The organism is Halomonas alkaliantarctica, assembly GCF_029854215.1.
In the GTDB taxonomy this organism is placed as follows: domain Bacteria; phylum Pseudomonadota; class Gammaproteobacteria; order Pseudomonadales; family Halomonadaceae; genus Vreelandella; species Vreelandella alkaliantarctica_A.
In genome coordinates this window covers 2,958,165-2,970,170 of the sequence record NZ_CP122961.1, presented here as the reverse complement: position 1 = coordinate 2,970,170, position 12,006 = coordinate 2,958,165, and the positions used below count along the sequence as shown (strand labels likewise).

Annotated in this window: 10 protein-coding genes and 1 riboswitch; of the genes, 8 read left to right on the top strand and 2 right to left on the bottom strand. The window is 53.6% G+C overall.

Annotated elements, in window-relative coordinates; all coding sequences use genetic code 11:
* The first annotated feature begins 262 nt into the window (after positions 1 to 262).
* A complete protein-coding gene (locus QEN58_RS13625) occupies positions 263 to 1,744 on the top strand; it encodes a circularly permuted type 2 ATP-grasp protein (RefSeq protein WP_280104166.1) in 1,482 nt (493 codons plus the stop codon).
* A gap of 4 nt (positions 1,745 to 1,748) precedes the next feature.
* Positions 1,749 to 2,765 carry an alpha-E domain-containing protein gene (locus tag QEN58_RS13620; RefSeq protein WP_280104165.1) on the top strand — a complete coding sequence of 339 codons (1,017 nt, stop codon included), beginning with the start codon at positions 1,749 to 1,751 and terminating at the stop codon, positions 2,763 to 2,765.
* Here the strand turns inward: QEN58_RS13620 and QEN58_RS13615 are convergent.
* Positions 2,762 to 3,832, bottom strand: coding sequence for a zinc-binding metallopeptidase family protein (locus QEN58_RS13615; RefSeq protein WP_280104164.1), 1,071 nt, complete (start codon positions 3,830 to 3,832; stop codon positions 2,762 to 2,764). The two genes, QEN58_RS13620 and QEN58_RS13615, sit on opposite strands and share 4 nt — an antisense overlap.
* Positions 3,833 to 4,117: 285 nt before the next feature.
* Here QEN58_RS13615 and QEN58_RS13610 point away from each other — a divergent pair, with 285 nt between their 5' ends.
* On the top strand, positions 4,118 to 5,617 hold the full coding sequence (locus tag QEN58_RS13610; protein WP_280104163.1) for a CoA-acylating methylmalonate-semialdehyde dehydrogenase: 1,500 nt from the start codon (positions 4,118 to 4,120) through the stop codon (positions 5,615 to 5,617).
* 84 nt (positions 5,618 to 5,701) lie between these two features.
* Here the strand turns inward: QEN58_RS13610 and QEN58_RS13605 are convergent, their stop codons facing one another.
* On the bottom strand, positions 5,702 to 6,394 hold the full coding sequence (locus QEN58_RS13605) for a hypothetical protein (RefSeq protein ID WP_280104162.1): 693 nt from the start codon (positions 6,392 to 6,394) through the stop codon (positions 5,702 to 5,704).
* 177 nt (positions 6,395 to 6,571) lie between these two features.
* Between QEN58_RS13605 and QEN58_RS13600 the strand changes: the two genes are divergently transcribed.
* From QEN58_RS13600 to QEN58_RS13580, 5 genes are all read left to right on the top strand, one after another.
* The gene (locus tag QEN58_RS13600) at positions 6,572 to 7,153 is read left to right on the top strand and encodes a peroxidase-related enzyme (protein ID WP_280104161.1); all 582 of its coding nucleotides are present in this window, start codon (positions 6,572 to 6,574) and stop codon (positions 7,151 to 7,153) included.
* A 120-nt stretch (positions 7,154 to 7,273) separates the two neighbouring features.
* Positions 7,274 to 7,380, top strand: a riboswitch (TPP riboswitch).
* A complete protein-coding gene (locus QEN58_RS13595) occupies positions 7,370 to 8,755 on the top strand; it encodes an SLC5/6 family protein (RefSeq protein ID WP_280104160.1) in 1,386 nt (461 codons plus the stop codon). (Overlaps the previous riboswitch by 11 nt.)
* A gap of 55 nt (positions 8,756 to 8,810) precedes the next feature.
* Entirely contained in the window at positions 8,811 to 10,235 is a 1,425-nt protein-coding gene (locus tag QEN58_RS13590) for a sensor domain-containing diguanylate cyclase (protein WP_280104159.1), read from the top strand.
* Positions 10,236 to 10,259: 24 nt separating this feature from the next.
* Positions 10,260 to 11,228: a magnesium transporter CorA family protein gene (locus QEN58_RS13585; RefSeq protein WP_280104158.1), complete on the top strand. Its 969-nt coding sequence runs from the start codon at positions 10,260 to 10,262 to the stop codon at positions 11,226 to 11,228.
* A gap of 191 nt (positions 11,229 to 11,419) precedes the next feature.
* Entirely contained in the window at positions 11,420 to 11,998 is a 579-nt protein-coding gene (locus QEN58_RS13580; RefSeq protein ID WP_280104157.1) for an NnrU family protein, read from the top strand.
* Positions 11,999 to 12,006 lie beyond the last annotated feature (8 nt).

Here is a 12,006-nt window from a genome sequence, read left to right as displayed (position 1 = left end):
CTATCTTAACTAAGGCGTTTAACTAAAGTGGAAATCACGTTATGCACCAACTTGATGCCACTCTCCTGCACCAATATAGAGCATTAAAGCGTTTTAAGTTTCTTATGCTCCCTGTCAAGTAGCGCTTAAGTAAGCGAACGTTGAAATATCGCAAAAGATGGTACGCATTTTGCTCTCAATTGTTTGATTGTTTTGCGCGCGGCAAGCCTACACTTAGCAATGAGGAAGTTGCCGCTTCCACCCCAGTGCTAGGAGAGCGCCCATGAGCCAAGTGAATTGGAATAACTATGCGTGTCGTGATTACTACGATGAGCTGATGGCCGCACCCGGACAGCCACGCGAGTCAGCGGGTGAATTGTGCAACATGTTGGCAAGGTTTAGCGCCGATGAGCTAGCAGAGCGGAAAACCGCAGCAGAGATCGCTATTCGCACCATGGGGATTACCTTCACGGTCTATTCTGAAGGCGCGATGATTGATCGCGCCTGGCCCTTTGATATTGTGCCGCGGATTATTCCCGCCAGTGAGTGGCGTAAAACCGAGGCGGGCCTTAAACAGCGCGTGCAGGCGCTAAATCTCTTTATTGATGATCTTTACCATGATCAAAAAGTCATTAAGGACAAAGTGCTACCCGCCGAGGTGTTGGCACAGTCGGTTAATTTCCGCCCCCAGTGCGTCGGCATTAATCCCCCACACGGCGTATGGGCCCATGTGTGTGGCTCCGACCTCGTACGCGATGGCGACGGCACGCTCTACGTGCTGGAGGATAACTTACGCATTCCTTCCGGCGTCTCCTACATGCTGGAAAACCGCAACGTCACCAAGCGGGTGCTGCCGGAGCTCTTTGCCTCAGGCAAAATTTTGCCTGTTGATGATTATGTCGCTCAGCTATACGACATGCTGGCGGCGATGTCGCCAAGGCCCGGGGATGACCCCCAGGTAGTGGTACTAACCCCTGGGATCTACAACTCTGCCTACTTTGAACACGCCTATCTTGCCCAACAGATGGGCGTCGAGCTGGTGCAGGGGAGTGATCTACTCGTTGATGACGATGATGTGGTGTACATGCGCACCGTGGAAGGGCTACGCCGGGTCGATGTTATTTACCGCCGGGTAGACGATGAGTTTCTCGACCCGGAAGCGTTTAATCCTGAATCCATGCTGGGGGTGGCCGGCCTAATGCGCGCCTGGCGGGCGGGGAAAGTGGCGCTCGCCAATGCGCCGGGGGCTGGTGTGGCGGATGATAAGGTGGTTTACGCCTTTGTTCCCGCGTTGATTCGCTACTACCTCGATCAAGAGCCGCTGATCCCCAACGTGCCCAGCTACCTGTGTATGTTCGAGGACGACCGCCGCTACGTACTCGACCACCTGGATGAACTGGTGGTGAAACCGGCCAATGAGTCAGGGGGCTACGGCATGCTGATTGGCCCACGTTCAACCAAAGAGACCCGCGAAGAGTTTGCCCGCTTGATTACGGCGAATCCGCGCAACTATATGGCGCAGCCCACCCTGGCGCTGTCGACCACGCCGACGTTGGCAAATGGCTTGGCGCAGCCGCGCCATGTGGATTTACGCCCTTTCATCCTCTCGGGTCCTGAAATTCATGTCACCACCGGGGGCTTAACACGGGTGGCATTGATTGAAGGGTCGCTAGTGGTGAACTCTTCACAAGGTGGCGGCAGTAAAGATACCTGGATTGTAGAAACCGACGATAAGGCGGCAGCGGCCGCGGTGAAAGGAGCCTAACGTCATGCTGTCACGCGTTGCAGAGAACCTCTACTGGATGGCGCGCTATATCGAACGAGCGGAAGATACCGCGCGCTTATTGAGCGTCAATAGCCACCTTATGCTCGACTTGCCGGGACGCCTTCCGTTAGGTTGGGCTCCCCTTATCGAAATGACCGGCAGTCTGGAAGCCTTTACCGCACGCCATACAGATTTTGATGAGCGCAACGTGGTGCACTTTTTGTGCGCCGATACCGACAATGATATTTCGATTATTTCCGCGCTTGCCAGTGCCCGTGAGAACCTGAGAACCACTCGGGATGTGGTGCCCCGGGAGATTTGGGAAGAGGTTAATCAGCTCTATCTGAGCGTCGCCGATCATGCCGAAAACGGTGTTAGTCCACGCCGTCGCGATAGCTTTCTTAAAAGCGTTATTCGTGGCTGCCAGACGCTGACGGGGCTGATTGAAGGCACGTTAAGCCATGGCCCTGCCCGCACTTTTATTGAGCTGGGGCGCCAGTTAGAGCGGGCCGATATGACCACCCGTATTGTGGATGTTCGCTCTGCCAGCCTGCTACCGCAAAACCCTGAAGAATTGCTGCCGTTTGAGAACCTGCAGTGGATGAGCGTGCTCAAGTCGCTCACTGCTTACCAAATGTACCGCCAGCAGGTGCGCTTGCGCGTGCGCGGCCCCGATGTGTTGCGCTTTTTGCTGCAGGACCCTAACCTGCCGCGCTCGATTGCCTGCAGCCTCGAAACCCTGGGCCATGAGCTGTCCCTACTGCCACGCCAGGATCGTCCGGCGGCAACCGTTTCGCTGGTGCGCGCCGATGTGGTGGATGCCGATATCCAAGCGCTGGCCCATTCACCCAGCAAGCTGCACTTGTTTATCGACGAGTTGCAGATCGGCTTTGCCGCCATCCACGATACGCTGAGCGCCACCTACTTTGTGAATGACGATAGCGTGCCCCGCGTTACCCAAACCCAAACCCAGAGTCAGAGCCAGAGTCAAAGCCACGCGGGGGACAACGATAACGACTAGTCGGTGAGTGAGTCGCGCTCTAGCGGGCTGGCGGCCTGCACGATTTGATGCAGGTACGCCAGCTTCTCGCGCACCGCCGGGGCAAGCACTCCTGGGGCCAAATCGAGCAGGCCCATGTCCCGGTTGAGCTCATTCACTGCCATTCCCACCTGATGAAAGGCAATCAGCATGCTCTCCAGGCTACCGTCGTACTCAACGTGGGTAATGCCCATGTGCAGCGCTGTATCCAGTACGGCGACCATATCCAAGTAGTAGGCAAATGTTTCAGCAAAGTCTTCCCATGGGTGCATGGTGGCATAAGCGGAGATGAAGCGATTTGGCCAGTCGCTGGGCGCCCCTTGCTGGTAGTAGCGCTCTAACGCTTCGGCATAAGTTGGCCGGTGGTGGTTGCCAAATACCGCACGGCAATTCTCTTCATCGCGATCCTTAACCAATACATCCCAGTAGTAGTGGCCGATTTCGTGGCGGAAGTGGCCAATCAGCGTGCGGTGGGATTCATTCATATCGACCCGCAGGCGCTCGCGTTCAACGTCGTCGGCTTCTTTCACGTTGATGGTGATATGCCCTGATGCATGGCCGGTATACACCCTCTCTTGCTTGGCAGTGGAGCGCCATAATCCCTGGTCGGGCAGGGCATCGGCCATAAATGAGAAGCTTAAAGGCACACTAATGTCATCGTCTTTGGTGCCGTGGGGAAGTTTAAGTAAATCCAGAGTATGAAAAAGGCGCCTTTTCGCCGCCTCTAGTGCCGCCCAGCGCTCGCGATGGCCGGCAATATTGAGGTCGGGTATGACTTCGTTGTAGCGGCAGCAGTCGCAGAGTGTGTCCGCTTTGCCGTGCTCCATCACCACTAGACGATTGCACACATTTTCAACGGCGTAGTTGCGGCACTTCATTAGCGGCGTATCGCAGCCTGGGTGGGTACAGCGATAGCCGCCGTTATCCAAGGGCTCAATGGCCACGATATTGCTACAAGCAGGGCACCAGCCTACTTCTGACTGACAGGCAAGGCAGTGGGTGTTTTCGTAGAACAGCGGATTGCCACAGCGGCAGCTAAAGGTCTGCATAGATAATTCCCTGTGTGTAAACACGCTCGTTCGCCATGGGTGATCCGCAGGCTGCGGCACACCAATCATAGGTTGCCTAGCCGAAGCATAGCCAGCGCGGTGGCACAATGGAAAGGCTAATTGACGTCTGGGCGTAGATTTTGTTTACTCATGTGATACTTGGTTGACGTTAACGTCAACTTGCTGCTATACCCTGTGTACTTGCCTTACCGCGATGCACTTTAAAAACAGCTTTTTTCATCACTCGCACCCATAACAACCACAATCATAGATAGGAGCAGCGCTATGTCCGTTCGCGAAATCCCCATGTATATCGACGGTCAGCCCGTGCAGTCGCAAAGCCAGGAGTGGCGCGACGTCGTTAACCCGGCGACGCAAGAAGTGGTGGCTCGCGTACCATTCTGTACCGCTGAAGAAGTAGAGCGCGCCATCAGTAGCGCTAAAGAGGCGTTTAAGGAGTGGCGCAAAGTGCCGCTGGGTAAGCGCATGCGTATTATGCTCAAGCTGCAGGCGCTGATTCGCGACAATACCGCTGAACTGGCGGCACTGATTACTGAAGAGCACGGTAAAACCCTGCCCGATGCGGAAGGCGAAGTGGGTCGTGGTCTGGAAGTGGTAGAGCACGCCTGTTCAATTACCTCTCTGCAGTTGGGTGAATTAGCCGAAAATGCCGCCAACGAGGTAGACGTTTACACCATGCATCAACCGCTGGGGGTGGGGGCTGGGATTACCGCTTTTAACTTCCCGATTATGTTGCCCTGCTTTATGTTCCCGCTGGCGATTGCCACCGGTAATACCTTTGTTCTTAAGCCCTCCGAACAAGATCCCAGCTCTACCATGCGTTTAGTGGAGCTCGCCCACGAAGCGGGTGTCCCTGCGGGAGTGCTCAACGTAGTGCACGGCGGACCGGACGTGGCCAATCAAATCGCTGATCATCAGGATATTAAAGCGCTCTCGTTCATCGGCTCTACCCACGTGGGTTCTCTGCTGTATAACCGTGCAGCAGCAGCGGGCAAGCGCATGCAGGCGATGATGGGCGCCAAGAATCACTGTGTGGTCATGCCCGATGCTAACCGTAGCCAGGCGATCAACAACCTGCTGGGCTCAGCCTTTGGCGCTGCGGGCCAACGCTGCATGGCCAACTCGGTGGTGGTGCTCGTAGGAGACGCACGTGAGTGGTTGAGCGATATTGTCGATGCAGCCCGAGCAATGAAAGTAGGCCCAGGTACTCAGCTTGATGCGGACTTGGGTCCTTTGGTGTCACCAGCAGCCCGTGATCGTGTACTGCGTTTAATCGATGCGGGGGAGAAAGAGGGCGCCAAACTGATGGTCGATGGACGCAACGTTCAGGTAGAGGGTTACCCCAACGGTAACTTCGTGGGGCCTACCCTGTTTGCCGATGTAACCGCCGATATGACCATTTACCGGGAAGAGATTTTTGGCCCCGTGCTGTGTGTGGTTAGTGTTGAAACCCTGGATGAGGCGATTGCCTTTATCAATGCCAACCCCAACGGCAACGGTACCTCCATCTTTACCAACTCTGGTTGGGTGGCGCGCCGGTTTGAAACCGATATCGACGTTGGCCAAATTGGCATTAACGTGCCGATTCCGGTGCCCGTTGCTTACTTCAGTTTCACTGGTTCAAGGGCTTCAAAGCTGGGAGATTTGGGGCCTAATGGTAAGCAGGCGATTGCGTTCTGGACACAAACAAAAACGGTGACAGCTCGTTGGTTTGAGCCCGAGAATGTTTCCAGTGGCATCAATAGCACGATTTCGCTGGGCTAAAGAACGTTTCCTGCATTACTGAAAATTGGCCCTGCAGAAAGAAAAAGCAGGGTCAATTGACGGGAGTGTCCTGGCTGTTGTTGCTTAAAAATTATCGAATAAAGGTAGGCTTTCTTCGAGCAGTTGCTCGATGGGGCCGAGCTGGCTTTCATGCAGAACCAGTAGGCAGGGTTCGTTCATGAAGTGCTCGGCGGCTGGCACTAGTAGCGCGAATTCACCCTCTTCAAGGTGAAACTCATGTATTTCGCGCATACCCAGCGGCGTCATACATTGTGTGCAGCGGTAGGTGTCATCTTCGCCATAAATCAATCGGTGGTACATTTTAAACAGCGTATACAGGGCCAAGCCGCCCTCGAATGCTGGCCAGCGCGCTGGGGTATCGCGAATGTCGTTGCTGAGGTTCTGCCCCTCGGCTTCGGCACCGGCAATCGCATCGGCTAGTGGGGCGGCAAGAATGGCGCTTTTGTCGGCTGGGAGAGGAGTGTTGTGCTTGGAAGCGTGTTCAAAATCTTGTACCGCGCGCTTAAAGTCAGGCACTCCACCGAGGTTGCAGTCGACATGTTGTAGGTCTTCGGGCTCACATCCGCCGTTTTCCCAGCCATGAATGACCCGGAGTGTCATTTGACCCCGTTTCATGGGACGGGCAAGCAACATATGCAGCATGATACGAATATGTAGCTGACGCTCATCGGTATCATTTTCAAACGCTTGGTAAGGGTCAGAAAACAGCTCGTTTAAACGACCGGGGGTATGTTCCTTGGCTTCGTTATGGCTCATGACAGTGTCCCTTTGAACGAACTGTTTATTAAGAGTAGCGCGAGGCTTTTGTTACAGATCGAAATTACAGTATGGCGAGCAGAGTGGCTGATTAAAAGCGACTTAATTTAGCTTTTTGTTACCTGTCAGCTAAACCATTTTTACCAGATGGCTAAACTTAACAATAAAGAGGTGAGCATGTCTGCATCATTAAGTCGTTTTAATGTGCCTGAAACATTGGATGATCTGCCGGAAGATATTCGCAGTGCCATTGTGGCCGTTCAGGAGAAAGCGGGTTTTGTACCCAATGTTTTTTTGATGCTGGCCCACCGCCCCGCCGAGTTTCGGGCTTTCTTTGCCTATCACGATGCGTTGATGGAGCGCGAGTCGGATACCCTCACCAAAGCCGAAAAAGAGATGATTGTAGTGGCTACCAGCGCACGTAATCGCTGCCTATATTGTGTGGTTGCCCACGGGGCACTGGTGCGTATTTACAGTAAAGACCCGCTACTTGCTGACCAGGTGGCGATCAACCATCGCGTGGCGCCGATTAGCGAGCGCCACCGGGTGATGCTCGATTTTGCTATGCACTGTGCTATCGATGTCGGAGAAATGACCGACGAGTGGCTTTCCCGCTTGCTGGAAGTAGGCTTTAGTCAAGAGGATTGCTGGGATATAGGTGCCATCGCGGCATTTTTTGGCCTGTCGAATCGGTTAGTCACGCTGGCGGGCACACCGCCCAATGAAGAGTTTTACCTGATGGGACGTGTGCCTCGCTAAGATGCTGCCACCACGCCTTAAGCTTTACTAAGCTGTGATTATGATTGAGAATAGTTCTCGAAATAGCTTTTGAAATGGTTCTTGAGTGCTAAGAAAAGCACTTAAAACCACACCTACATTCACTGTCGCCAGGGGAGCCCTGCTTTAACGGGCTGAGATGCGTTCTGCGCAGACCCTGGAACCTGATCCGGTTAGTACCGGCGGAGGAAGTGCGACATGCTTTACCTGACGTCATCCGTGCTTGGCGCGGCGCTGTGCTGCTTTGCTTATTTAGGTCTGCGTGCTCGCTGGGTGGATGGCCCACTTGATGATTACGTTACCGCCCGCAACTCGCAAACGGCGTCTACCCTGGGGCTCTCCTTTCTTGCCTCTGGGATGGGCGCTTGGATTCTCTTTGCGCCCCCTGAAATTGGTGCCTTTGTGGGCCCGCTCGCCCTGGCAGGCTATGCATTAGGCTCTGCGTTGCCGTTTATCGTCTTAGGGCTGTATGGGCCGAAAATTCGTCGTGCGCTGCCCGAAGGGCGCAGCATCGCCGAGTTCGCTGAAGTGTGCTATGGCCCTGGAGTAAGGCATTGGGTGACGCTGGTATCAATCGCCTATATGGCTTGCTTTTTAGCCGCCGAGCTAACCGCCATTGGAGCAATCACCGCGTTACTTTCCGATGTGCCACCCACACTGGTGATTATTGGCGTAGCGCTTACCACGCTAATCTATACTGCGGCGGGTGGCCTGCGTGCCAGCCTTGCCACTGACCGATGGCAGGCGTGGCTGTTGCTGGTACTGCTGTGTGTGGTGGGCAGCATGGCTTTATGGCGGCTTCCCACTATTCCCAATGAGACTGCTCTTCCGTCTATACCCATCACCAGTGCGCTCAGTGTAGCGTTAACGCTGGTGATCGCGGTAACCGCTGCGAACCTTTTCCACCAAGGCTATTGGCAGCGCGTGTGGGCCGCTCAAGACGATCAAAGCCTGGGGCGCGGGGCCTGGTTAGGCGGGGCGATGACAGTCGTTGTCGTCATGGTGATTGGCGGTCTGGGCGTGTTGGCCGCGATGAGTGGCGTGGCTCTAGGTGACCCACCAATGCCGTTTTTTGCCTTACTTAGCGATGCACCCATTTGGCTAACGTTACCCGCCTTAGTGCTGGCGGTCACTTTGGTGGCCTCTAGCGTTGATACGCTGCAAAACGGCATTGCCTCGCTGGTGGTAGCGCGTAGCGGGCAGCGGGGCGTTTCCCTGGGTGCTGCCCGCTGGGTGACGATAGTGGTGATGGTTCCGGTGGTATTGATTGCTTTGCAGGGATTGTCGGTATTGCGGCTGTTTTTGATTGCCGACCTGCTGTGTGCTGCCATTGTGGTGCCTGTACTGCTCGGGCTTTGGCAACGAATGACGCCGGTCGCGGCGATTGCCGGGGGTGTCGCAGGTTTGCTGGGTGCCATTCTGCCTGGGTGGCTAAGCCAGGGAAGTCTGATAGATGGTGTGGTGGCTGCCAGTTTTCCGGGCAGTATCCCCACGCTGGGACCATTCGTTGGGGCCTTAATCGCTTCAACGCTAACCAGCGTCCTGCTCGCGGTTTTAGCTAAAAAAGTGAGTAGTAAGCAATAAAGGCCTAGTCGCGATATGCTGGCAGCACTATAGCTATCTCATGGGCAATACAATAATGAGCCACCCCATATCACCTGACGAAGAGATGCGACTAGCAGCTCTCCGTCAGATTGAGCTGCTAGACACCCCTGAAGAGCCTGCCTTTGACCGGGTCACCAGATTGGTGACCCGGCTGCTCAATGTGCCTATCTCAACGGTGACATTGATAGATGCGAACCGACAGTGGTTTAAGTCCCGAGTAGGCGTAGAGTTTCGTGAGACGCACCGCGACATAGCTTTCTGTGCCTACACAGTGGCTACCTCTGAGCCATTGATTGTTGAAGATGCCTGTCAAGATTCTCGCTTTGCCTGCAATCCTCTGGTGACTGGTCCCAGCGGCATCCGTTTTTATGTGGGTATTCCACTACGGTCTTTGCAAGGCTTGGTGCTAGGTTCACTCTGCGCTATTGACACGAAGCCGCGGGCCATTAGCAAGGATGAGCTAGCGGCCTTGCAAGATTTGGCAGCAATAGTCACGGATGAAATTCACCTGCGAGAGCGGCTGGTACTCGAGAAGAAAAATGCCCACGCCTCTCTGCAAGCGCTCAATGAGTTATACCGAAGCATGGAGAGCCAAATCGAGCGGCGTACTAACGAGCTCAAATTAGTTATTGAGTCTGCCTATGACGCTTATATCAGCATTGATGCCTACAACGTTATTTTGGATTGGAATCAAGCGGCTGAAATGATGTTTGGCTGGCCACGAAAAGCGGCTCTGGCTAAGCCAATCACACAGCTGATTTTCCCCGCTGGGTTGCCTGATGCTAAAGACCAGACGGCTCTTGAGTTTATGGCGCGCCGTTATGATGGCACTGAACTGGCCGTTGAGGTGCGCGTCAAAAAATTGATGATTGATCGGCGTGAGCGGCGAAGTCTCTTTATTCACGATATTACCGAGCGACAGCAGCTAGAACGTCTGCGTGATCAGCAGGCCCGTGAAGATGTATTAACCAAACTGCCTAACCGACGAGCCTTGGATGAGCGCTTGCCTGACGCAATGGCTCGTACTCGACGCACTCGGCAACCCTTAGCCATTTTGTTTATGGACCTAGATGGTTTTAAGATGATTAACGACGCCCATGGGCACGCCGTGGGCGATGAGTTGCTGCGTGTGATCGCTGACAGATTGGGCAAAACAATACGCGAAACCGATTATATAGCACGCTGGGCCGGGGACGAGTTCGTCTTATTCTTAGAAGGGAGTGAGCCCACGGCAATCGAGTCGCTGGCCAATAAATTAGTTAAGGTCGTTCAAGAGCCGCTGGCCGCTGGCAATGCAGCGTTGCAAGTGAGTGTCAGTATCGGCGTTGCAGTTTATTTACCCGCGAGCGGCGAGACAGCCAATGAGCTGCTTAAGCGCGCTGATGTAGCTATGTATGAAGCCAAACGCTCTGGAAAAGCCCAAGTCAGTGTTTCCCAACCTGCAGATAGGGCTTATTAAGACCGGAAATATTCAAGGACGACCATGATTCGAACTATTCTGACCACTCCTGAAGGCGAAACTCACGAGGGGGATGAACGCCTGTTAGCAGCGTGGCAATCTTCGCCTGGTAGCCATATCTGGATCGATATGCAGGGGGAGTCCCAGCAAAGCGAGCGGGCAATTTTAGAGACGTTTGAGTTTCACCCGATGGCGATTCAAGATGCCCATAAAGAGCGCCATCCGCCTAAAATTGAAGAGTTTGACAACCATACGCTGATTATTTATCGCGGCATCTCCTCCTTCGATGCTGAACTGAACTATCTACCTCAGCAGGTCTGTTTTTTTGTGGGTGAACGTTTCTTGGTCACGCTGCACCCCGGCCAAGCGCTCTCTATAGAACGGCTATTCAACGAGCAGGGTAAAGCGCTACTGGCCCACTCGCCGGAACACGTCGCGCTGCGTGTAATGTATATTTCGGCGGGCTTTTATATCGATAGCCTGCTCGAATTTGAAACGGCGTTAAGCGATCTGGAAGATGAGTTATTAGAGAACGGTAATGATACGCTAATGCGTAAGATCATTACTTACCGTTCTCGGCTGGTTAAAATGCGCCGCATCTTTAGCTATCACAAGGGTATTACCCAAGAACTGACGGCTTATGACTACGAGCATCTGCCGCGGGAGGAGAGTGAAACGCTGCACGCTATTAATGATGTCGCGGACCGCTTTGAACGTCTCTATACCTTGACCCAGATGTACTACGATATTTGCGGCGACTTAATCGATGGCTATATCTCTATTTCATCGCATCAGCTCAATATCACCATGCGTGTTCTTACCGTCATTACCGCCATCTTTGTACCATTAACGTTTATCGCCGGTATTTACGGCATGAACTTCGAAAATATGCCCGAGCTGCGGTATGAATATGGCTACTTCTTCGTATGGGGTGCCATGCTGGGCATTGGTGGGGTGTTGATTTGGCTGTTTAAGCGCAAGCACTGGTTTTAAGAGCTGGTTTTAAGAATTGGTTTTAAGAACTGGTATTAAGGGCTGGTTTTCGCTGCGACAGGGAATGACCCGCCAGAAACGAAAAGTTGACGCATGCGTAGGTGCTTGACGGCTTAGTGTGGCATCCTCTCCAGCGACCAAGACTATAAGGCATAAAGCCGTCGACTAGCGTTTTTACCGGGAGTTGTTTCATGACGATTATGATTATCGGGCTGCTGATTTTTTTAGGCAGCCACTCTGTACGTATCTTTGCTGAAAACTGGCGTCAGCGTCAGATTGCGAAACACGGCGAAACCACTTGGAAAGTCGCCTATTCAGCGGTATCCATCGTTGGCTTGGCTATAGCTATTTACGGTTTTGGCCAGATGCGTCTCGACCCCATCTATATCTGGTACCCGCCAATGGGAATGCGTCATGCGGTGGCGCTGCTGATGGTGCCCGCCTTTATTATGCTAGTGGCGGCCTACATTCCCCATAACGCGATTAAAGCCAAGCTTGGGCATCCAATGATGCTGGCGGTTAAAATCTGGGCGTTTGCTCACCTGCTGGCCAATGGTCGCTTGGGCGATATTATCTTTTTTGCTGCCTTTCTTATCTGGGCTATCCTGGCATTTAAAACTGCCAAAAAGCGCGACCGCCTTACACCGCCTGCGCCTGTCAGAACATCTAAAATGGCCACCATTGCTACCGTTCTTGTCGGCTTGATAGCGTATGTGGTGTTTGCTTTTTACTTACACACAGTGCTGATTGGCGTCCCTGTTTTTAGCTAATCGGGCGT

Bases quoted from the DNA above. Each gene is read 5' to 3' on its own strand.
- QEN58_RS13590 (WP_280104159.1), top strand. From the start codon at position 8,811: ATGAGCCACCCCATATCACCTGACGAAGAGATGCGACTAGCAGCTCTC.
- QEN58_RS13620 (WP_280104165.1), top strand. From the start codon at position 1,749: ATGCTGTCACGCGTTGCAGAGAACCTCTACTGGATGGCGCGCTATATC.
- QEN58_RS13615 (WP_280104164.1), bottom strand. From the start codon at position 3,832: ATGCAGACCTTTAGCTGCCGCTGTGGCAATCCGCTGTTCTACGAAAAC.
- QEN58_RS13585 (WP_280104158.1), top strand. From the start codon at position 10,260: ATGATTCGAACTATTCTGACCACTCCTGAAGGCGAAACTCACGAGGGG.
- QEN58_RS13580 (WP_280104157.1), top strand. From the start codon at position 11,420: ATGACGATTATGATTATCGGGCTGCTGATTTTTTTAGGCAGCCACTCT.
- QEN58_RS13625 (WP_280104166.1), top strand. From the start codon at position 263: ATGAGCCAAGTGAATTGGAATAACTATGCGTGTCGTGATTACTACGAT.
- QEN58_RS13595 (WP_280104160.1), top strand. From the start codon at position 7,370: ATGCTTTACCTGACGTCATCCGTGCTTGGCGCGGCGCTGTGCTGCTTT.
- QEN58_RS13610 (WP_280104163.1), top strand. From the start codon at position 4,118: ATGTCCGTTCGCGAAATCCCCATGTATATCGACGGTCAGCCCGTGCAG.
- QEN58_RS13605 (WP_280104162.1), bottom strand. From the start codon at position 6,394: ATGAGCCATAACGAAGCCAAGGAACATACCCCCGGTCGTTTAAACGAG.
- QEN58_RS13600 (WP_280104161.1), top strand. From the start codon at position 6,572: ATGTCTGCATCATTAAGTCGTTTTAATGTGCCTGAAACATTGGATGAT.